A 20,827-nucleotide genomic window follows, 5' to 3' on the forward strand; every position below is an offset into this window, starting at 1 on the left:
GAGGTCGAAGATGAGCAGTTACAGCGAGCCGCTCGTGCAGAGCACGACGACTCCGGGCGAGGGTGCCGCAGACATGCGCCCCTCGCACCCCGCGCGTCGAGCGTCGAAGGGCCGTCGACCCCGTGCTGCGGCGGCCGACGTGCCGGTGCATCGCAAGCGCAGCCTCTGGCAACGCATCAAGCGCGACAAGGTCATGCTCCTGCTCATCGCGCCGGGGTTCCTGTACTTCGTCGTGTTCCATTGGCTGCCGCTGCCGGGCAATATCATCGCCTTCGAGGACTACCAGCCTTACCTCGGCTTCATCGACAGCGCGTGGGTCGGATTCGACAACTTCGTGAAGATTTTCGGTGATCCGACCTTCTGGCAGGCGCTGCGCAACACGCTGGTGATCACGGGTCTCCAGCTCGTGCTGTTCTTCCCGATCCCGATCGTGCTGGCGCTGCTGCTGAACAGCATCATGTCGAACCGGATCCGCAAGTTCGTGCAGAGCGTCGTCTACCTGCCGCACTTCCTCGGCTGGGTCATCATCGTGTCGATCTTCGGACAGGTGCTCGGTGCGACCGGGGTTGTGCCGCATGTCATGCAGGCTATGGGCCTGCAGCCGTTCGAGGCGATGACCACGCCCTGGTTCTTCCCGTTCCTGGTGTCGATCCAGTCCGCCTGGAAGGACGCCGGCTGGGGCACGATCATCTTCCTCGCCGCCCTCATGAACATCGACCAGGAGCTGTACGAGGCGGCCGCCGTGGACGGCGCGGGTCCCTGGCAGCGCATGAAGACGATCACGATCCCCGGGATCATGCCGGTCATCATCCTGCTGCTCATCCTGAACCTGGGCAGCATCCTCTCCGTCGGCTTCGAGCAGATCGTCCTGCAGCGCGACAACGTCGGCGCGGGCGCGGGCGAGGTGCTCGACACCTGGGTCTACTACCACGGCATCCAGAACGGGCAGTGGGGCCCGGCGGCCGCCGTCGGTCTCGTGAAGGGCGTCGTGGGCCTCGCGCTCGTGCTCGGCGCCAACAAGGTCGCTCATCTGTTCGGCCAGGAAGGGGTGTACTCCCGTGGCAAGTGACGCTCAGCTCACGACCAGGGCGGTCGTCATGCCCCGCACGCGACGCGGGCGGCGCAGGACCGAGTCCGCGCGGCCCGCCTGGATGGAGAGGCCCAGCCGCCTCGGGGCCGCGGGCAAAGCACTCGTCGTCGTGCTCATCTGCATCGCGACCATCTACCCGTTCCTCACGGTCATCTCCACGAGCCTTTCGGACAGCACCGACATCGCGAACGCCAACGGCCTGGTGCTCTTCCCGCTGCACCCGACGCTCGCGGCCTACGAGACGATCTTCTCGGGCGGCATCGTCACCGCCGCGCTCGTGCGCAGCATGCTCATCACCGTGATCGGCACGCTGTGCTCGCTCGCCGCGACGGTCGGCATGGCCTACGGGCTCTCCCGCCGCGATCTCGCCTTCGGCCGGTTCATCCTGCTGACGGCGCTGTTCACGATGCTCTTCACGCCGGGCATCATCCCGAGCTTCCTCATGGTCAAGCAGCTCGGACTGCTCGGCAGCTATGCGGCGCTCGTGCTGCCGACGCTGATCTCGGCGTTCAACCTCGTCGTCGTCCGCTCGTTCTTCATGGGGCTTCCGCAGGAGCTCTTCGAAGCGGCGAGGATCGACGGCGCCGGCGACTTCCGCATCCTCGTGAGGATCGTGCTGCCGCTCTCGAAGGGCGTCCTCGCGGTCGTCGGCCTGTTCTACGCGGTCGCCTACTGGAACGCGTTCTTCAACGCGATGCTCTACCTCGACAGCGACATGTGGCCGCTGTCGATGATCCTGCGCCAGTACGTGCTGCTGGGATCCCCGCTCGACACCGCCTCGGTCGGCGAGATCTCCGCGCCGTCCCAGGCGATCCAGATGGCTGTCGTCGTGATCAGCGTCATCCCGATCCTGCTCGTCTACCCGTTCCTGCAGAAGTACTTCACCAAGGGCGTCCTCACCGGCGCCGTCAAGGGCTGAGGCCCGCTCCACCCGATCGATCCACCCTGTACAGAAAGGAGCCCCTCGTGGCTCTCGAAACGAACCGGCGGACCTTCCTGTCCTTCGCCGCCCTCAGCGTCCTCGGCGTCGCCACCGCGGGCTCGCTCGCCGGCTGCGGCACGAAGGGCGCATTGAACGCGTCCGCCGCCTCGGCCTCCGTGCTGCCGAAGTACATCCCGCTGAACGGCGCCACGCCCGACCTCGCCGGGACCGCGGAGGGCGTCCCCGCGGCCTTCTTCAACTACCCGGCGAAGCCCTTCCGCTCGGTGCCGGCGCCGTTCCTGAAGGGGCAGAAGATCACCGCGATCACGAACATCTTCGGGCCGCCGCCGACCCCGATGGCGTCGAACCCGGCCTGGCAGGAGATCGACAAGCGCCTCGGCGGGACGGTCGACATCACCGCGGTGTCGAGCGACGACTACGACACCAAGCTCAACACCGTGATCGCGGGTGGCGACATGCCCGACCTCATGCTCAACGACGGCGCCGCGATCGCCGACATCATCGGCTTCCTGGAGTCGGCCTGTCAGGACCTCACCCCGTTCCTCGCAGGCGACAAGTCCAAGGACTACCCGAACCTCGCCAACATCCCGCAGGCGTTCTGGAAGCCGGCGGTGCAGAACGGAAAGCTCTACGGCATCCCGATCCCGCGCGGAATGACCGGCGGATCCGGTTTCATCAACCAGACGTTCTTCGAGACCGCGGGCGTCACGGACACGTCGACCATCAAGAACGCGGACGACTACCTCTCGCTCGCGAAGCAGCTCACCGGGGCGAACCGCTGGGCGCTCGGCAGCACGAAGTTCGGCCTCGTCCCGTTCGAGCACATCTTCCACGTCCCCTTCAATTGGACGATGAAGAACGGCAAGCTGGTGAAGGACATCGAGACGCCGCAGTACTTGGAGATGGTGTCCTTCGTGCAGAAGCTCTACGCTGCAGGGTGCTTCGCCCCCGGGAGCGAGGGTTGGACGAAGTCGCAGATGTCGAACGCGTTCATCTCCGGCCAGGTCGCGCAGATCTACGACGGACTCCCGGCGTTCGGCAAGCCGGGCGGCTATCAGCAGACCGTGCCCGCGGCGAATCCCGCGAACAAGGTCGTCCCGTTCATCCCGTTCAGCGCCACGGGCGGCAAGGCCATGGTCTGGCTCGACAACATCGACTTCGCCTGGACGATGGCGAAGAAGGGCAGCGCCGACCACATCAAGCAGGTGCTGCAGGTCGCGAACTTCCTCGCGGCGCCGTTCGGCAGCGAGGAGTACCTCCTCATGAACTATGGCGCCGAGGGCACCGACTACACCCGCGACGACAAGGGCAACCCGATCCCGACGCCTGCCGCCGCCCTGAACACCGCTGTGCCGTGGAAGTACCTCGCGGCGGGCCCCAACACCCTCTACTCGCCGCAGTTCCCGGACGCCATCAAGGTGCTCCACGACGCGTACGCGAAGCTCGTGCCGATCGGCGTCGCGGATCCGACGCTGGGCCTGTTCAGCCCGACGAATGCGAAGCAGGGGCTCACCATCGCCAAACCGGTCTCGGACGCGGTGACCAACTTCATCGCCGGGCGCGGTTCGCTGAACGACGTGAAGAGCGCGATCTCGACATGGAAGAGCGCGGGCGGCGACACCATCCGCTCCGAGTTCCAGAAGGCGCTGAACGGCGCGACGGCGAGCCCGGCCCCCAGCGCCTGAGGCGCAGCGGATCCGTGGACGCGGGAGAGGACCATAGAGGAGTGGGAACCGTGAGGGAAGACATCTCGACGACGATCGCGATGGATCCGGTCCTCTCCCCGTTCACGGGCTGGGGTCGGGCGCAATGGGAGGCTGTGGCGGACGACTGGCTGGGTCAGGTACGCCGGTACGCCAGTGCGGAGGGAGCACTGCCGCGGCTGCCGGGACGCATCACGGGCGACGGGGTGCGCCGCGAGGGGATGGAGGCTGTCGGCCGGTCGTTCCTGCTCGCCGCGCCGCGGATCGCCGGTGCCGCCGATCCCGCGGAACCCGCGGTTCAGGAGCATCTGGAGTACTACTCCCGGGCGCTCCTCGCCGGCACCAGGCCCGGCGGTGCGGAGGAGTGGCCGCGGGGCATCAGCTGCCGTCTGCCGCTGACCGGCGTCACGAACTCGATCGTCGAGGCCGCGAACATCGCGTTCTCCCTGCACGTCAGCCGAGAACGGCTGTGGGCGGGGCTTTCGAGGCCGGAGCAGCTCCAGATCGCGCAGTGGCTGCGTCATCACGCCCGCTGCGAGGTGTGGCAGAACAACTGGCAGCTGTTCCCCGCGATGGCCGAGGGATTCCTGCGTTCGGTCGACGAGGACGTCCGCGGTCTGCAGACGCATCGCAACGTGGCCCGAGTGGAGAGCTGGTACCTCGGCGACGGCTGGTACACCGATGGCCCCGAGCATGCGGTCGACTACTACAACGCGTGGGCGATCCATCCCTACCTGTGGGCCTGGTACCGCATGACCGATGCCGTGCACACGCCCGAGGGCCAGCGGCACCTCGAGCGGCTGCACGACTTCACCGCGTCTCAGGCGCACATGGTCGCCGCCGATGGCTCGCTGCTTCATCAGGGGCGGTCGCTGACCTACCGCACCGCGGCACTCGCCGCTTTCTGGTGCGCGGACGCGTCAGGGGCGAGCGCGCTCACCCCCGGGCAGACACGACGGCTCGCCTCCGGCGCGCTCGCGCGCTTCACCGCCCAAGGAGTCGGCGTCGACGGGCCGCTGACGCTCGGGTGGTACGACGCGTTCGAGCCGATGTGCCAGGACTACAGCGGATTCGGATCCCCGTACCTGGCGGGAATCGGGTTCCTCGGGCTCGCGCAGCCCGCGACCGCACCCGTCTGGACCGCGGTGGAGGAGGCGCTGCCCGCCGATCGCGGCGCGTTCACCGTCCCCGTCGAGCCGGTCGGCTGGGTGCTCCGCGCCGCCGAGGACGGCGTCGTGCGGATGGCGAACCACGGGTCGGACCACGCCATCCTGCCCGTCGGCGAGGACGAGGATCGCGACGACCCGCACTACGCGAAGTTCGCCTACTCGACGCACACGGCGCCGGGGACGGGAGCGGCCTGGGAGGACGCGATCGACTCCCATCTCGCACTCCTCGACGACGAGGGAGCCGGCAGCCGGCGCAGTGCGCTGCGCGCCATGCGGGTCGAGGAAGAGCTCGCCGGATCCGTCCACGTGCCCCAGCTGCACCGCCGCGCGCTGCCGGGGACGGCCGTGACGACCGTGACCGCGGGCGACGGCACGGCGGAGGTGCGCGCGCATCTCGTGCAGACCGATCGGCCGTGGCCGATGCGCGAGGGGGGCTGGATGGTCGCAGACGACTGCGGCATCCCGGCCGGGGTCTTCGAAGACGGGGCGTGGGCTCAGGGCCGCGACGGGCTGCTCGCCGCGGTCATCGGGCTGCACGGCTGGGACGCCCCGGAACCGGGTAGTGCCGGGGGAGAGGCTCAGGTGTTCGCCTATCGCGACGCGAACGCGATGGGATCGCACTCCGCGACTCCTGCGCTGCGGGGTCGGACAGGCACCGGCGGCACCGTCGTGGTCACGCTTCACGTGCTGGAGCGGGGCGGCTCCGTGGATCCGCAGAGTTGGCGCGACAGGGTCCGCGTCCAGGTCGACGGCACGCGCATCCGCCTCGACTGGTCCTCGGGCCGTCGGGCGGAGTTCGACCTCGCGACCTTCGTCCCCTGGGACGGTCATCCCGGGCTCACCGGTCCGAGAGGGGAGGCGCGGTGATCCCCCTGCAGTACGGCGCTGACCGCCACGGGCGGCGCGAGGATCCGACGATGCGGGCATTCCGCGCCGATCGGTTCGGTCAGTTCGTGCACTGGGGCCTCTACGCGCTCCCCGCCGGCACCTGGCGAGGGCACACGATCGAGTTCGCCTCCGAGTTCCTCATGCAGTCCGCAGACGTGAGCCGCGAAGAGTGGGCGGCGCTCGCCGCGGACTTCACCCTCGAGGGGTTCGACCCCGGTGAGTGGGCGCGCACGGCGAAGCGGATGGGCGCGCGCTACGTGACCGTCACGACCAAGCACCACGACGGTTTCTGCCTGTGGCCGAGTGCGTACACCGACTTCTCGGTCGCCGCCACGCCGTCCGGTCGTGATGTGCTCGGCGAGATCCTCGACGCCTATCGCGCCGAGGGACTCTCCACGCACCTCTACTACTCGGTGCTGGACTGGCGCCACCCCGACTGGCGGTACACCATCGAGTCCGACGAAGACCGCGAGGCCTTCGCCCGCTATCTCCGCTTCGCGACCGATCAGCTCCTCGAGCTCGCAGAGAGGTATCCGCAGGTGCGCGGCTTCTGGTTCGACGGCACCTGGGACGAGTCGGTCAAGGCGAACGGCCGCTGGACGCAGGAGATCGAGCGGCTGCTCAAGGAGCGGATCCCGGGCGCAATCGTGAACAGCCGCTTGCGCGCCGACGATCGTGGCGCGCGGCACTTCGACTCGAACGGCGTCCTCATGGGCGATTACGAGAGCGGCTACGAGCGGCGCCTCCCCGCACCCTGGGACCCGTCCGTGACCGCGCACGACTGGGAGGCTTGCGCCACGGTCACGCAGGCCAGCTGGGGTTTCCACGACTCCGCGTGGGCCGAGCACGGGCGCAAGACCCCGGCGCAGGTCGTTGAGCAGCTCGCGCAGACCGTGAGCCTCGGCGGGAACCTACTGCTGAACTTCGGGCCGCGCGGCGACGGTTCCCTCGCCCCCGTCGAGGTCGCTCTGGCGGACGAAGTCGGCGCGTGGACGGCGGCTCACGGGGCGGCCGTCTACGACAGCGGCCCCGCAGACGGGTGGGAGTATCCCGGATGGGGCTTCTACACGGCGCCCTTCGAGACGGGGACGCCGGATCGAGGATCGGCGTGCGTCGTGCACGCGATCGTCGTCCGCATCCCCGTGTCCGGGCTGCTCACCATCGCGCTGCCCGCCGGCATCGCCCTGCGCTCCGTGCGGACCCTGGCAGACGGCGCGGAGCTGCCGTTTACCCGGCTGGACGGGCACACCGTGCAGCTCCCGGCACCGGCACCGACCGGCATGCCGTCCGTGCTCGTGCTCGAAACGGTGCCCGCGGGCCCGGCGGGCGGCCCGATCGAGCCCAACCCCGACGTCGCGCTCGTGTGAACGCATGAGCGGGCGCCTTCCCGTTCCGCGCTTGCGACGTGGGGAACGGGAAGGACACACCCCACCCTCCGCTTCGAAGAGGAAAAGGAAAGGGCACCACCATGAAACCGCACCGCACCGCACATCGCAAAGCCCGCTGGCGGCGGCTGACCCCGGCTCTCGCCGCCGGCGCCGTCTTCGCACTCGCTCTGCCCGCCGGCGCCCACGCCGACACCGTCCCGTCCCCACCGCAGTACGTGGCGGCGGGCAGCACGACGATGAAGGGCGGCTTGACCAGCGACATCGCCGGATCCGCCTACCTCGGTCGAGACGGACAGTTCCACTGGAGCAACGCACTCACGGCGTACAGCACGAACCCCGCCAGCGCGTGGGCCCGCACCTTCACGAACACCGACATGAGCGCGGTGTCCGCCGGTATGGGCACCACGACGCAGAAGACGGAGGCGCCCGCCTACTACGCCGACGCGGGCACGATCTGCTACCGGCTGGACAAGGACCCGGTGTTCCCCATCCCGTCGCCGCAGCAGGACGATCACTGCGACATCATCGGCGTGTGGGTGGATCCTCAGGGCACCTGGCATGCGCTGCTCAACGACGAATACCAGTTCGACCCGTGGCAGACCAAGGGCGCGAACGCCACGATCGCCGACAAGGTCTCCACCGGCCATCACAACAACCGGATCCTGCTCGCGACCTCGAAGGACGAGGGCGGTACCTGGCAGTACGCCGGGCCGGCGCTCACATCGGCCTGGGACGATGACCAGGTCATCGACGCCACCGCCTCACCGGGCCAGTCCTATCCGTTCGGGAACTCCGGGTGCCGGCTGTTCATCGACTACTCCACCGGCTACTTCTACGTCACCTACAACGTGAAGATCTACAAGAAGCCGGCGTCGTCGACCCTGGCGAGCTGGACCGAGATGGCACGCGCGCCGATCCGCGGCGGAATGGCCAGCGGCACCTGGCAGAAGTGGCACGATGGGTCGTGGTCGCAGCCGGGGATCGGCGGCATCGACGGGAACGTCAACTCCATCGGCGGGCTGAACGTGTCGTACGAGCCCACGACCGACGTCATCGCCTGGCGCGGTTCGGGGGCGCACGCCGCAGCCTCGTACCAGGCGGCGAAGGTCGGCGCCGACCATCTGATCGCGTTCGCCGACGCCTCCGGCGCGACGTACACGGCGAACACCCTGGCGCACACGATCGTGAACGACGCGACGGGGCAGTCCGTGCCGGATCGCACCGTCTCCTACCGCGATCCGGTGACAGGGCAGGACATGACCCTGAAGGCCGTCGACGACAAGTACGAGAACGGCGTCAAGGTCGTCACGGGCGGCATCTCCGTCACCCAGACGGACCCGTCCTCCGGCGCTGCGCAGACCGTCGACCTCATCACGAACAGCGCGTACTACAAGGATCCGGTCTCGAAGCATCTGTACCTGCCGTCGGCGAACAACGAGTCGGCGATCTCCTACAACGCGTTCTCGGGGCTCTACCGGATCGTGGGGTACGACGGAAACGTCTACGAGACCGCGGATCTGGGCGACCCGAACTCCTGGAAAGTCGTCGGGCTCATGCCCGCCGGCTCCAACGGCGGCTATCTCACCTCGCTCGACAATGGCAGCCTGACGAACCAGAACGTCACGGGGCGCTCCTTCCTGACGATCTCGGATCTGAACGGCAAGGTCGTGGACATCGCGCAGACGGCCGGTGAGGAAGGCGCCGCCGTGAGCACGGAGTACGTACCGCAGGACACGGCAGGCGATGCCGTGACCGCGGACTCGGCCTACGTGCTGCGCGTCGGCGGCAAGGCGGTGACCGCGAACGGCGGCCCCGGTCTGGACGGCGGCAACGGCGCGGCGACGGGAGTCTCCACCTGGAAGCTCCAGCCGGTCCAGGACACCAGGGGCGACGGCGGGAACAGCGGGTTCTACCGGCTCGTCGACTCGTCCACCGGCAGTACCCTGCAGGTCACCGGCAGCACTCCTGCTGCGAAGCGCGCCGTCGACGCAGTCGTCACGGTGGGCGCACGGGAGGCCGACGCCCAGCCGCTGACCTCGGCGGGTCTCGGCACCCCGGGCGGCAGCGACCAGTGGTACCTGCAGCGGGTGGCGACCGACGGCACCTCGCTCGACGGCGCCACCACCTATCGCCTGGTCAACCGCAACAGCGGCCTCGCGCTGCAGTTCGTCAACGAGCGGATGCGGCTGGAGCCGCAGACGCAGGGCGACACGACGCAGTACGTGACGCTGACCGTGCGATAGTCCCCTCGCGGGGGGGCCGGATCGGGACCACCGGTCCGGCCCCTCCGTGCCGGATGCGAAAGGAAAGACATGACAGAACCCGACCAGACCCCGTCGACTGAGCCGTTCCGCGCGGCGGTGATCGGCGTGGGAGCCCGGGCCGGGGTTGCCCGGCACGTCGAGGCCGTGGATGGCCGTGTGGTCGCGGCGGTCGACCCCGCACCGCAGTCCCGTGCGCGGGCTGCTCGACTGTTCGGCGATGTGCCGGTGTTCGCCTCCGTGTCCGAGCTGCTCGCCTCGGACGTCGTGCTGGACGGGGCCTTCGTCACGACGCCCGATTTCACGCACGCCGAGGTCTCTGTCGAACTCCTGGAGGGCGGCGTGCCCGTCTACCTGGAGAAGCCATTGGCGATCTCGATCGAGGACGCCGATCGGATCCTGCAGACCGCGTATCGGACAGGATCCAAGCTCTACGTGGGGCACAACATGCGGCACATGCGCGTGGTGCGGATGATGAAGGACATCGTCGACCGGGGCGAGATCGGCGAGGTCAAGGCGATCTGGTGCCGGCACTTCGTCGGCCACGGCGGCGACTACTACTTCAAGGACTGGCACGCGGAGCGGGACAAGGCCATGAGCCTGCTGCTGCAGAAGGGCGCGCACGACATCGACGTCATGCACTGGATCGCGGGGACGTCGTCTCGCACGGTGATCGGGGTCGGCGACCTCGCGGTGTACGGGGATGTCGAGTCCCGTCGGGACAACTCCGACCGGCGCATGGGGGACTGGTTCTCGTTGGACAGCTGGCCACCGCGTGCGCAGCAGGATCTGAATCCGGTCATCGACGTCGAGGACATCTCGATGATCATGATGCGGACGGACTCCGGTGTCCTCCTGAGCTACCAGCAGTGCCACTTCACGCCGGACTACTGGCGCAATTACACGGTGATCGGCACCGAGGGGCGCATCGAGAACTTCGACGACGGCACGGGCGGCGAGATCCGGGTGTGGAACGCACGCAGCGACTACCTCGAGAAGGGGCACGTCCGCTACCCGATCGAGGACGGCGGCGATGGCGGTCACGGCGGGGCGGACCCGCTGACGGTCGCCGAGTTCGTCGCCTTCGTGCGCCGCGGCACCCCGACCGACACCAGTCCGCTGGCCGCGCGCGACGCGGTCGCCGCGGGCGTCGCGGGCGCGATCTCGATCCGTTCCGGTTCCCTCCCGCAGGAGATCCCGGTGCTTCCCGACGACGTGCTCGCCTACTTCACCGCCCACCAGCCGGCGCGAGACTGAGTCGTTCCGGGTCGGAGAGCGCTGTTTCGAAAGCCCCGAGGAGCTTTCGTGACGAGGGTCACATGAGGATCATGTCCCGGTCGGCCGCGCGGTACTCCTCGACGGAGGGCGGAACGGGGATGCTCTCGCTCCCGGTGCGGAAACCGCGTACCGAGGTGAGGACGGGATCGGGCCCGGTCAGCTCGATCTCGACCTCGGACAGGGTGAGCGCGGGGAACGCGTGCAGTCGACCCGCGCCGATGGTCTGACCCGCGGCGATCTCCGCGCCGGACGCGACGATGCGGTGCGCGGCGACGCGTTGACCGCCCGCGAGTTCCTCGACGAGCTCGAGGTGATCGAGCGTGACCTCGGAGCCGAAGTCGGCCCGCCACCGACCGGGCGCGACAGCCATGAGAGCGGCCGTGCGCGGTGCCGCGAAGCGGCGGCCGAGTTCGTCCGAATACTCCTGCAGACGGGTCAGGTCCGCATCGTCGATGAGCCCGTCACGGTTCGGGGGAACGTTCAGCAGGAGGTTGGCTCCCAGCCCGACGGTCCGGTAGTGGATCGCCAGCAGGTGATCCAGGGTCTTGGGGGCATCGTCGGGGTGCCAGAACCAGCCGTGGCGCAGCGAGACGTCGCACTCGGGAGGCAGATAGCGCTCGCCGAAGTCGAGGACCTCGTCGGTGTGGACATCGTTGCGTGTCCCGTCGACCACGTACTCGACGGGATCCGCGGCGAGGCCGTCTTCGTTCCCGACCCATCGGATGTCGGGATCGCCCATGTTGAAGACCACGGCGCCGGGCTGGTGGCGGCGGACCACCTCGATGATCTTCCTCCAGTCGTAGCTCCGGCCGGCGGAGCCTGCGCCGTCGAACCAGATCTCGACGAGATCTCCGTACTGCGTGCACAGCTCGGTGAGCTGCGCGCAGTAGAAGTCGTCATAGGCTGCGGCATCGGAGTAGCGGGGCTCGTGACGGTCCCACGGCGAGAGGTAGAGTCCGAGGCCCATTTCCGCCTCGGCGCACGCATCGGCGAGTTCCCGGACGACGTCGCCTGCTCCGTCGCGCCAGGGACTCGACGCCACGGAGTAGTCGGTCGTCGACGTGGGCCACAGGCAGAAGCCGTCGTGATGCTTGGCCGTCAGCACGACGTGGGTCGCGCCCGCCACCCGCGCTGCCGCGACCCACGTCCGGGCGTCGAGCCGTCGCGGGTCGAAACTCGTCGGAGACAGCGTTCCGTCGCTCCACTCCACACCGGCGAAAGTGTTCAGGCCGAAATGCAGGAAGACCCCGATGCCGCCGCGCTGCCAGCGAAGCTGTGCGGGGGTGGGGCGGTTTGCGGCGGTGTCTGCGGAAATCGACATCGTTCTCCTGTGGGGGCGCCGGTGGCGGCAAGGCCAGTGCGAGCGCACGGCGCTGCGGGCAAGCCCGTGGGACGGATGGCTCCGGGCCATCCGTCCCACGGACTACTTCGATGTGCCCTGCGAGACGGAGCCCTGCAGCTGGCGCTGGAACAGGATGTAGACGATCAGCACCGGGACGATCGTGATGATCACCGCGGCGAACATGGCTCCGAAGTCGACCTGGTAGCCCGCCGAGGACGCGAAGCTCGCCATGCCCTGGGAGAGGACGTACTTGCTCTGATCCGTGTTCAGCGAGATCGGGAGCAGGAACTGATTCCAGAGCCCGAGGAAGTTCATGATCGCCACCGCCGCGAGGCCCGGCTTGGCCATCGGCAGCATCACCTGGAAGAACGTGCGCCATTCGCTGGCGCCGTCGACGTAGGCGGCCTCCTGGATCTCGTACGGCAGCGTCTTGAAGAACGAGAAGAGGAAGAACACCGTGAACGGCAGGGCGAACGACACGTAGGTGATGATGAGGCCAGGCAGCGTGTTCAGCAGCTGCATGCTCTGCAGGATGAAGAACAGCGGGACGATCGCGAGGAACACCGGGAAGGTGAGGCCCGCGAGCATCAGGTAGTAGATGATCCGGCTGCCGGGGATGGAGAAGCGCGCGAGCACGTAGGCGCACATGGCGCCCAGCAGCATCACGAGGACCAGCGCGACCCCCACCACGATGACCGTGTTGAGGAACATCGGGCCGAAGTTGTTCTTCACCCAGGCGTTGACGAAGTTGTCGAAGTTCCAGTTGGCCGGGAGGCCGAACGGGGACTTGAAGATCTCCTTCGTCGTCTTGAACGAGCTGAGCAGCGTCCACAGCAGGGGGAGGATCACGACGATCGCCCAGATCGCCAGGACGATGTGGGAGATGCCACCCACGACCTTGTCGCTGCCGGTGCTCTTCGGGGTGCGGATCTGCTTGTCCGCGTTCTGGTCGATCGCCTTCGGGTCGATCGTCACCGCGGCGCGCGTGGCCAGGCTCATGCGCGTCCTCCTTCGTCCTTGCCGCCGATGAGGCGGAACACACCGATCACGAGGCCCGCGAAGACCAGCGTGAGCACCGCGAGCACGACGCCCATGGCACTGGCCAGACCGAACTGACCCTTCTCGAACGCGGTGCGGAACAGGTACTGGCTCATCACCAGGGTGCTGTTGTTCGGCCCGCCGGAGGCATTCAGGCCCGCCATATAGACGAAGGCGTCGAGCGCCAGGATGCCGAGGTAGATGTACGCGGTCTGCACGTTGTCGCGCATCTGCGGGAGCATGATCGACACCACCGTGCGGAACCGTCCTGCCCCGTCGATCCGGGCCGCCTCAAGCGTCTCCGCGGGGATTCCCTTGATCGCGGCGATGAACAGCACCATGTAGAAGCCGACCATGCTCCACACGATCACGAAGATCGTCGCGCCCATCGCGGTGCGCTGATCGCCGAGCCAGGCGAAGTCGCCGTCGTCGATTCCCAGCGCGCTGAGCAGGCCGTTGAGCAGGCCGTTCGGCGAGTAGATCATGTTCCACAGGATCGCGATGACGATCGCGGGAATGACGTAGGGGAAGAACGACACCACGCGGTAGAAGCTCGAGCCGCGCAGGCCCCGCACCTGTCCGCTCGACGGGCCGCCGACCGTCACCATGCTCGCGAAGACGAGCGCGATGACGATCGTGACCAGCGGGACCACGATCGCGAGCAAGGCGTTGTTCATCATCGCCTGCAGGAACGTCGGGTCGCCGAACAGCCTCACGAAGTTGTCCACGCCGACGAAGCTCATGTTCGGCGAGAAGCCGGTCCAGTTCGTCATCGAGTAGTAGACGGCCTGGATGAACGGCGAGATCACGAACACGAGGAACAGTGCCACTGGCAGCACGAGGAACACCAGAAGGAACGACACGTAGTCGAAGGTCAACCGGCGCTGCCCCAGACGGGGGGCCTTGCGGCCCCCCGTGCGAGCAGCAGTCACGGCGACGGTGTCCAGTCCACCGCCGTACCCTCCCGGACCGCTGACGGACATTACTTGATCTCGATCTTCTTGATGGAGCTGTCGTTGCGAATCTTGTCGGTCAGATCCTGCAGCGCCTTGGTGATCTCGGCGACCGTCATCTTGCCGTCCAGGAACGAGTTCCAGATCGGCAGCTGGTCGGAGTTCATGCCGTACAGGCCGAACGACTTGATCGTGAAGACGTTGTCGCCGGCCTTGTCCAGCAGCTCCTTCTGCGACACGAGCGCGCTCGAGCCGAATCCGTCGTCGGGGACGATGCCCTTGACGATCGTCGGGGCCAGCTTGCTCTTCGCGAAGGCGGTCGCCGACTCCTTCGAGAGCATGGTCCGCAGCAGCTCCTTGCCGCCGGCCGGGTTCTTCGCCTTCGACGGGACGATGAACGGCTCGCCCGCCTCGGCGCGCAGGGTGCCCGCCGGGGTGGTCTGCTTGTCGTTCAGCGGCAGCTCTCCGATGCCCTTCATCATGAAGTTGTCGGCGGTCTGCTTCTTCATCTCGTTCTCGATCCACGAGCCGGAGGGGTAGAGCAGCGCTGCCTCGTCGAGGCTCCACTGCGACTGCGCCTGCGTGAACTGCGTGCCCGCGCCGCCCGGCTTCATGTAGCCGGCCTGGATGAGGTCGTAGAAGATCGTCAGGATGTCCTGGATGATCGGGTTCGACCACGCATCGGCCTTCAGGTTCTCCAGGGGGAGGCGCACGTCGTCGCCGCCCTGGATGACCGCGGAGTCCACGACGAGCGTCTGGTAGTACGTCGCCGCCTCCTTGCCCCAGACGAAGAGGTACTTGCCCTTGGCCTTCGCCGCCTCGCCGAGCGCCTTGAGGTCCTGCCAGGTCTTCGGCACGGTGAAGCCGTTGTCCTTGAACAGCGACTCCGAGTACCAGATGCCGTAGACGGTCATGACGTAGTTCAGCGCGACGAACTTGCCGTCGAAGGTGCCCGGATCCTTGACGCCGCCGTAGAGCGTGTCGCTGATCTTGGTGCCCTCGAGGTTGTTCGCCTCGAGCACGTCGTCCAGCGTCTCGAGCTGGTCGAGGATCGTGTTCCAGCCGATCTGGTTGGCGCCGGAGTTGTCGATGAGGTCCGGCGGGTTGCCACCGACGAAGCGCGGCTGCAGCTCCTGGGCGATCTTGGTCGAGGCCGAGACCTTGACCGTCACGCCGTCGAGCTTCTTGTTCGCGTCGACGATCTTGCCGGCGTTCTCGACGTAGTCCACCCCGTAGCCGCCGTCGAAGATCACGGCGTCGACCTTGGAGTTGGCGGCCACGCCGAACGGGTTGTCCGCCGACTTGGTCCCGCTGCCGGCGCTGCCGCCGGAGGAGCCGCCGGGAGCCGCACACGATGCCAGGCTGACGCCGAGGGGCACCATGACGGCCGCGAGGGCCGCGCCGCGCAGCAGGCTGCGACGGCTGATGGAAGCGTCCTTGGTTTCCATGTGATTGTTGCCTTCCTAATGGGTGATGGTGAGGGGAGGTTGAGTCTGGGGGCTAGGCGCCGCGGCGCAGCCGGGAGAGGTAGCGCTCTTCGAGCGCGTGGTTGTGCACGTCGCCGCCCGGGATGTTGGCGGAGATGTACATCGGGGGGACCTCGCCCGCGTCCGCGATCGTGCGGGCGACGCCGAGGGTGAGGAGCTGGGCGATGAAGGCCGCGGTGATCGAGGAGATCGCTCCGGCCGAGATGGTCTCCGTGAGCTGCAGGGTGGAGTCGCCGTAGGGGGCCAGATTGTCGATCACGACGTCGGCGACCTCGCTGAGGCGCTTGCCGCTGGGATGCTTGGGCTCGACCCCCGCGGTGTGCTCCAGGCTCGTGACGGCGATCACCTTGTGGCCGTGCTCCTTCGCCCAGAGCGCGACGCCGACGATCGAGCCGTTCACGCCGGAGTTCGACGCGATGATGAAGACGTCCTCCGGGGAGACGGGGGAGACGGCCATGAGCTCGTCGACCACCCAGGGCTCGCGCTCCAGCTCGGCGGTGAGCACGTCGACCCCGCGGTCGCCGTGCAGCACGATGTCGCGCAGGGCGAACTTGTTGGTGGGGATCAGGCCGCCGGCTCGTCCCGCGATCTCCATCGCGAAGGCCTCGGAATGACCCGTGCCGAACGCCTGGATCACGCCGCCGGCCCGGATCGCGTCGACCATCAGGGCGATCGCGGGGTCCAGGGCACCCTTCTCCGCCTCGTCGGCGAGGCGGTCGAGGCGGGTCTCCGCCTCGCGCAGCAGGTCCTTGGGGGTGGCGCTCATCGGGTGGTCTCCTTCTGGGGACGGCGGCCGCGCTGCTCGCGGAGGGTGCGGCGGTGAGTGGATACGGCCATCGCGCTCGCGGCGAGGCGGTTCGCCGCCTCGCCGAGCGTGCGCTGCGCGACCAGGACGTAGAGCAGATCGATGACGAGCAGTTGGGCGTGCTTGATCGACAGGTCGTCGGGACGCAGGCTGGGATTGGCGGAGGCCGTGACGAGGGCGATGTCGGCGACCGAGGCGAGCCAGGAGTCCTTGTCGGTGGTGATCGCGACGGCGAGCGCCCCGGCGGCGCGGGCGTGGGAGAGCATCTCGATGGTCTCCTCCGTGCGGCCGGTGTTCGACACGGCGATGGCGACCGAGGAGGCGTCCTGCAGCACGGCGCTGGTGAGTCCGTCGTGCACGTCCGACCAGGAGTGCGCGTTGATCCCGATCCGGTACAGGCGTCCGCGGAACTCGTCCGCGATCACGCCGCTCCCGCCGACGCCGTAGATGTCGACGTGGCGCGCCTCGGAGATCGCCTTCGCGACGAGCTCCACGGCCTCCAGGTCGAGGATCCCCGTCGTGGCCTCCATGCTGCGCGTGTGCAGGCCGAGCAGCGTGAGCAGCACGCGGTCGATCGGGTCGTCCGGCCCGATGTCGTCGGCGATGTCCGTGCGCCACGTGGTCCCCGCGTCGCCGCGTCCGGACTCGGCCGCGACACCGACGCGGAACTGGGTGTAGCCGTCGAAGCCGACCGCGCGGCAGAAGCGCGTGACCGTCGCGGGAGAGGTGCCCGCACGGTCGGCGAGCTCGGTGATCGTGAGCTCGACGGGAGCGGTCGGGTGGGCGGCGATCACGTCCGCGATCTTCGCCATCGCCCGCGGCATCGCAGGACGTCGCAGCGAGATCCGCTGCGCGATCGACAATTCGTTGCCGACGTCCTGGGCAAGTGGCACGATAGCCTCCGGTGAAAACGCAACGTCGCGTGAGTGGGTTCGGGTGAAAAGCATTCTCATCCGACGACCGCGAGAAAATCAAGTAGGGCAGATAACAAATGGGGAAAGAGATCCGTGACCGCCTCGTGATCGGGGTCGACGGAGGCGGGACGTCCACGCGCGCCGTCGTCGCGACCGCGGAGGGCGTCTGCCTCGGTGTCGGTCGCGCCGGATCCGGAAATCCCATCTCCTCCGGCATCGTGCAGGCCGGATCCGCGGTGGCGGGCGCCGTGAGGGACGCCCTCGCCGCGGCGGGCGCGACCCTCGGCCAGGTCTCGGACGTGGTCATGGCGATCGCGGGCCACGATTCGAACGAGGGGCCCTCGGACTGGATCCTCGAGCCGCTGCGGGCGGAGGGATTCCGGGGACGCCTCGGCTTCACCTCCGACCTGCTCGCCATGTACCTGAGCGGATCCGTGGCGCCCCTCGGCTACGGCATCGTCGGCGGCACGGGCGCGAGCGCCGTCCGTGTCGAGGAGGGACGCATCACGGCCACCGGGGACGGCCTGGGCTGGCTCCTCGGCGACCGGGGGAGCGGCTTCTGGATCGGGTACCGTGCGGCGCACGCGGTGATCGGCGAACTCGAGGGCGTCGCGCCTCCCACCGCGCTGACCGCGCTCGTGCTGCGGGACAGGGGCATCGACGCCGCGGGGATCGACACCTCGGGGACGGAGGGACGCTCCGTCGCACTCGTCCGGCTCGTCCGTGCCCTTTACGCCACGCTGCCGGTGCATCTGTCGCGGCTGGCCCCGCTCGTGTTCGAGGCGTCGGAGGCGCACGATCCGGTCGCCACGGAGATCCTGCGACGCGCCGGGCACGAGCTCGTCCAGACGTTCGAGCAGGTCCGCACCGCGCCGGGTCCCGTCGTGCTCGGAGGCGGGGTGATCGCGCGCCCGGGGCCGGCGCAGTCGGTGCTGCGCGCGCACCTGGCCGCGGCGGGCGACGCGCACCCCCTGGTGCTCGTCGACAGCGGAGCGGTGGGGGCCACCCTGCTGGCGCTGCGTCACGCCGGCGTCCCCGTCGACGGACGGATCCTCGCCCGCCTGCGCGAAGGCGTGGCGGCCTGAGCGGAGGCCGGGCGGGTCGACGCGGATCCCCGCCTAGAATCGATCTGCTATGACTCCCGATACCCTCGCCGCCGCGATCCTGTCCGTCCTCGTCCCGATCGCGGAGGAACGTCGCCCCGGGGAGCCCCTCGCGCTCGCCGCGGCCGACATCGTCCTCGAGCGCCCGCGCAACCGCGAGCACGGGGACTGGGCCACCAACGTCGCGATGCGTCTCGCCAAGCCCCTCGGAGCGAACCCGCGCGACCTCGCGCAGCAGATCGCCGACGGGCTCGCGGGGGTGGACGGCATCGCCGCCGCCGAGGTGGCGGGTCCTGGCTTCCTCAACGTGCGGCTCGAGGCCGGCGCCGCGGGGGCGCTCGCGAAGACGATCGTCGAGGCGGGCGAGGCGTACGGCCGCAACGACTCCCAGGCGGGCCGCTCGATCAACGTCGAGTTCGTCTCGGCGAACCCGACCGGCCCCCTGCACATCGCGCACACCCGCTGGGCCGCGCTCGGCGACGCGATCGTGCGCCTGCTCCTCGCGAGCGGCGCACGGGCCGCCCGCGAGTACTACATCAACGACGCGGGCGCGCAGATGGAGCGCTTCGCGCAGTCGGTCCTCGCCGCGGCGAAGGGGGAGCCGACCCCGGAGGGCGGGTACCCGGGCGAGTACATCGCCGACCTCGCGCACCGCGTGCTCGCCGAACGTCCCGACCTGCTCGACCTCGACCCCGCGGAGCAGCTCGTCACCGCGCGCGACCTCGCCTACCGCTTCCAGCTGGCCGAGATCCAGGCGTCCCTCGCCCGCTTCAACGTGCCCTTCGACGTGTGGTTCTCCGAGCGCACGCTGCACGAGGCCGGCCCCGACGGGACGCCGAGCCTCGTGGACCAGGCCGTCGACCGGCTCCGCCTGCAGGGCCATGTGTTCGACGAGGACGGCGCGGTCTGGGTGCGCACGACGGACTTCACGGACGACAAGGATCGCGTGATCCGCCGCTCGAACGGCGAGTACACGTACTTCGCGGCCGACGCCGCCTACTACCTGAACAAGGGGGACCGGGGCTTCGAGGACAAGATCTACCTGCTCGGCGCCGACCACCACGGCTACGTCAACCGGCTGAAGGCGGTCGCGGGAGCCGCGGGCGAGGACCCGGAGCGCAACATCGAGGTGCTCATCGGGCAGATGGTGTCGATCAACGGGGCACGTCTCAGCAAGCGCGCCGGGAACATCATCGAGATGGACGACCTGCTGGACTGGCTCGGAACCGACGCGCTGCGGTACTCGCTCGAGCGCTCCCCGGCGGACTCGCCGCTCGACCTGGATCCTGACCTGCTGCGCAGGCGCACCAACGACAACCCGGTGTTCTACGTGCAGTACGCGCACGCGCGCACCTTCAACGTGGCCCGCAACGCCGGCGATGCCGGGGTGGATCGCTCCGTGTTCGCGCCGGAACTGCTCACGCACGAGACCGAGTCCGCGCTGCTCGGCGCGCTCCAGGAGTTCCCGCGCATCGTGGCGTTCGCCGCCGAGGTGCGAGAGCCGCACCGGGTCGCGCGCTACCTCGAGGAGCTCGCGGGGCTGTACCACCGCTGGTACGACAACTGCCGAGTGATCCCGCTCTCCGACGACCCGATCGAGGACGTGCACCGCACACGCCTCTGGCTCAACGACGCCACCGGTCAGGTGCTGCGCAACGGGCTCGATCTGCTCGGCGTGTCGGCGCCGGAGCGGATGTGACATGAGTGCCGCGGAGCTCTCGCGCCGACGCCGGACCCGCTGGCCCTGGGTGCTCGGCATCGTCCTCGTGGTCCTCGCGGCCCTCGTCGTGGCCGGCGAGCTCGTCGCCCGTGCCGTCGTCGCCCAGCAGGTGCGCGCGCAGGTGATCTCGGCGCTGAAGCTGCCCTCCGATCAGCAGCTCGACGTCGCCGTCGACGGGATCGTGCTCCCGCAGCTCGTCGCGGGCCGACTCGACGCGCTGCACCTCTCCTCCCGGAAGGTCGAGATCGGACCCGTCGTCGGGGCTGTCTCGGTCGACGCGACAGGAGTGCCGATCCGCGGCGGACGACTCGGCGAGGCCTCGGGGACGGTGCGGATCGACGCGGCGCAGCTCCAAGGCCTGTTGAAGATTACGTCGCTGCCTGTCGAGAAGGTCTCCCTCGGCGAGGGAACCGTGAAGGCCGAGGGATCCGCCACGGTCCTCGGCAACGCGGTGCCTCTCGCCGTGACCCTCGCCCCGGGCGCCGAGGACGGCCGACTGGTCCTGACTCCGCGATCCGTCTCGATCGGCACCGTGACGCTGGATCCGTCGGACGACTCCTCGCCGTTCGCGGCGGCGCTCAGGCCGCTGTTCTCGCCGCAGAGGGTGTGCATCGCGGACCGCCTCCCCGCCGGCGTGCATCTGCAGAGGCTGACGGTGGAGGGCGAGGTGCTGGCCGCGGACTTCTCCGCCGACAGCGCGATCACCGAGGACGCCCGGCTGCGCGAGCCCGGATCCTGCTCCTGA

Annotated in this window: 16 protein-coding genes; 10 read left to right on the top strand and 6 right to left on the bottom strand. The window is 68.8% G+C overall.

Annotated features, from left to right (window positions below; translation table 11 throughout):
• Positions 1 to 10 precede the first annotated feature (10 nt).
• The 7 genes from Q0P88_RS06605 to Q0P88_RS06635 all read left to right on the top strand — a co-directional run bounded on the left by Q0P88_RS06605 (position 11) and on the right by Q0P88_RS06635 (position 10,699).
• The gene (locus Q0P88_RS06605) at positions 11 to 1,069 is read left to right on the top strand and encodes a sugar ABC transporter permease (protein ID WP_295012343.1); all 1,059 of its coding nucleotides are present in this window, start codon (positions 11 to 13) and stop codon (positions 1,067 to 1,069) included.
• Positions 1,059 to 2,009, top strand: coding sequence for a carbohydrate ABC transporter permease (locus Q0P88_RS06610; RefSeq protein ID WP_295012345.1), 951 nt, complete (start codon positions 1,059 to 1,061; stop codon positions 2,007 to 2,009). Before Q0P88_RS06605 ends, Q0P88_RS06610 begins: the two co-directional genes overlap by 11 nt.
• A 47-nt stretch (positions 2,010 to 2,056) precedes the next feature.
• The gene (locus Q0P88_RS06615; protein WP_295012347.1) at positions 2,057 to 3,718 is read left to right on the top strand and encodes an extracellular solute-binding protein; all 1,662 of its coding nucleotides are present in this window, start codon (positions 2,057 to 2,059) and stop codon (positions 3,716 to 3,718) included.
• 50 nt (positions 3,719 to 3,768) lie between these two features.
• Positions 3,769 to 5,772 carry a DUF2264 domain-containing protein gene (locus Q0P88_RS06620; RefSeq protein ID WP_295012349.1) on the top strand — a complete coding sequence of 668 codons (2,004 nt, stop codon included), beginning with the start codon at positions 3,769 to 3,771 and terminating at the stop codon, positions 5,770 to 5,772.
• Positions 5,769 to 7,160, top strand: a complete 1,392-nt coding sequence (locus Q0P88_RS06625; protein WP_295012351.1) for an alpha-L-fucosidase — start codon at positions 5,769 to 5,771, stop codon at positions 7,158 to 7,160. The genes Q0P88_RS06620 and Q0P88_RS06625 overlap by 4 nt, the downstream gene beginning before the upstream one ends.
• 101 nt (positions 7,161 to 7,261) lie before the next feature.
• On the top strand, positions 7,262 to 9,424 hold the full coding sequence (locus tag Q0P88_RS06630; protein WP_295012353.1) for a hypothetical protein: 2,163 nt from the start codon (positions 7,262 to 7,264) through the stop codon (positions 9,422 to 9,424).
• A gap of 69 nt (positions 9,425 to 9,493) precedes the next feature.
• Complete coding sequence (locus Q0P88_RS06635; protein ID WP_295012355.1) at positions 9,494 to 10,699, top strand: Gfo/Idh/MocA family protein; 1,206 nt, start codon at positions 9,494 to 9,496, stop codon at positions 10,697 to 10,699.
• A gap of 58 nt (positions 10,700 to 10,757) precedes the next feature.
• On the opposite strand, the gene Q0P88_RS06640 is transcribed toward Q0P88_RS06635, so the two are convergent.
• From Q0P88_RS06640 to Q0P88_RS06665, 6 genes are all read right to left on the bottom strand, one after another.
• Positions 10,758 to 12,041, bottom strand: a complete 1,284-nt coding sequence (locus Q0P88_RS06640; RefSeq protein WP_295012357.1) for an alpha-L-fucosidase — start codon at positions 12,039 to 12,041, stop codon at positions 10,758 to 10,760.
• Between the two features lie 102 nt (positions 12,042 to 12,143).
• Complete coding sequence (locus tag Q0P88_RS06645) at positions 12,144 to 13,061, bottom strand: carbohydrate ABC transporter permease (protein ID WP_295012359.1); 918 nt, start codon at positions 13,059 to 13,061, stop codon at positions 12,144 to 12,146.
• Positions 13,058 to 14,032 (bottom strand): carbohydrate ABC transporter permease, encoded by a 975-nt coding sequence (locus tag Q0P88_RS06650; RefSeq protein ID WP_295012361.1) that lies wholly within the window; start codon positions 14,030 to 14,032, stop codon positions 13,058 to 13,060. The genes Q0P88_RS06645 and Q0P88_RS06650 overlap by 4 nt, the downstream gene beginning before the upstream one ends.
• A gap of 50 nt (positions 14,033 to 14,082) precedes the next feature.
• Positions 14,083 to 15,501 (bottom strand): N-acetylglucosamine/diacetylchitobiose ABC transporter substrate-binding protein, encoded by a 1,419-nt coding sequence (gene ngcE, locus Q0P88_RS06655; RefSeq protein ID WP_295012363.1) that lies wholly within the window; start codon positions 15,499 to 15,501, stop codon positions 14,083 to 14,085.
• Between the two features lie 52 nt (positions 15,502 to 15,553).
• Positions 15,554 to 16,306, bottom strand: a complete 753-nt coding sequence (locus Q0P88_RS06660; protein WP_295012365.1) for an SIS domain-containing protein — start codon at positions 16,304 to 16,306, stop codon at positions 15,554 to 15,556.
• Entirely contained in the window at positions 16,303 to 17,238 is a 936-nt protein-coding gene (locus tag Q0P88_RS06665) for a MurR/RpiR family transcriptional regulator (protein WP_295012368.1), read from the bottom strand. Before Q0P88_RS06665 ends, Q0P88_RS06660 begins: the two co-directional genes overlap by 4 nt.
• A gap of 98 nt (positions 17,239 to 17,336) precedes the next feature.
• On the opposite strand from Q0P88_RS06665, the gene Q0P88_RS06670 reads away from it, so the two are divergent.
• The 3 genes from Q0P88_RS06670 to Q0P88_RS06680 are packed head-to-tail and all read left to right on the top strand — an operon-like array spanning position 17,337 to position 20,827.
• Positions 17,337 to 18,344: an N-acetylglucosamine kinase gene (locus tag Q0P88_RS06670; protein WP_295012370.1), complete on the top strand. Its 1,008-nt coding sequence runs from the start codon at positions 17,337 to 17,339 to the stop codon at positions 18,342 to 18,344.
• A gap of 49 nt (positions 18,345 to 18,393) precedes the next feature.
• Positions 18,394 to 20,061, top strand: coding sequence for an arginine--tRNA ligase (argS, locus tag Q0P88_RS06675; protein WP_295012372.1), 1,668 nt, complete (start codon positions 18,394 to 18,396; stop codon positions 20,059 to 20,061).
• A gap of 1 nt (position 20,062) precedes the next feature.
• Positions 20,063 to 20,827, top strand: a complete 765-nt coding sequence (locus Q0P88_RS06680; protein WP_295012374.1) for a DUF2993 domain-containing protein — start codon at positions 20,063 to 20,065, stop codon at positions 20,825 to 20,827.

It is taken from the genome of uncultured Microbacterium sp. (genome assembly GCF_945952435.1).
Lineage (GTDB): Bacteria > Actinomycetota > Actinomycetes > Actinomycetales > Microbacteriaceae > Microbacterium.

Excerpts from the sequence above, each read along its gene's own strand:
- Q0P88_RS06630 (WP_295012353.1), top strand. The coding sequence starts at position 7,262 with ATGAAACCGCACCGCACCGCACATCGCAAAGCCCGCTGGCGGCGGCTG.
- ngcE (WP_295012363.1), bottom strand. The coding sequence starts at position 15,501 with ATGGAAACCAAGGACGCTTCCATCAGCCGTCGCAGCCTGCTGCGCGGC.
- Q0P88_RS06645 (WP_295012359.1), bottom strand. The coding sequence starts at position 13,061 with ATGAGCCTGGCCACGCGCGCCGCGGTGACGATCGACCCGAAGGCGATC.
- Q0P88_RS06680 (WP_295012374.1), top strand. The coding sequence starts at position 20,063 with ATGAGTGCCGCGGAGCTCTCGCGCCGACGCCGGACCCGCTGGCCCTGG.
- Q0P88_RS06660 (WP_295012365.1), bottom strand. The coding sequence starts at position 16,306 with ATGAGCGCCACCCCCAAGGACCTGCTGCGCGAGGCGGAGACCCGCCTC.
- Q0P88_RS06670 (WP_295012370.1), top strand. The coding sequence starts at position 17,337 with ATGGGGAAAGAGATCCGTGACCGCCTCGTGATCGGGGTCGACGGAGGC.
- Q0P88_RS06640 (WP_295012357.1), bottom strand. The coding sequence starts at position 12,041 with ATGTCGATTTCCGCAGACACCGCCGCAAACCGCCCCACCCCCGCACAG.
- Q0P88_RS06605 (WP_295012343.1), top strand. The coding sequence starts at position 11 with ATGAGCAGTTACAGCGAGCCGCTCGTGCAGAGCACGACGACTCCGGGC.
- argS (WP_295012372.1), top strand. The coding sequence starts at position 18,394 with ATGACTCCCGATACCCTCGCCGCCGCGATCCTGTCCGTCCTCGTCCCG.
- Q0P88_RS06635 (WP_295012355.1), top strand. The coding sequence starts at position 9,494 with ATGACAGAACCCGACCAGACCCCGTCGACTGAGCCGTTCCGCGCGGCG.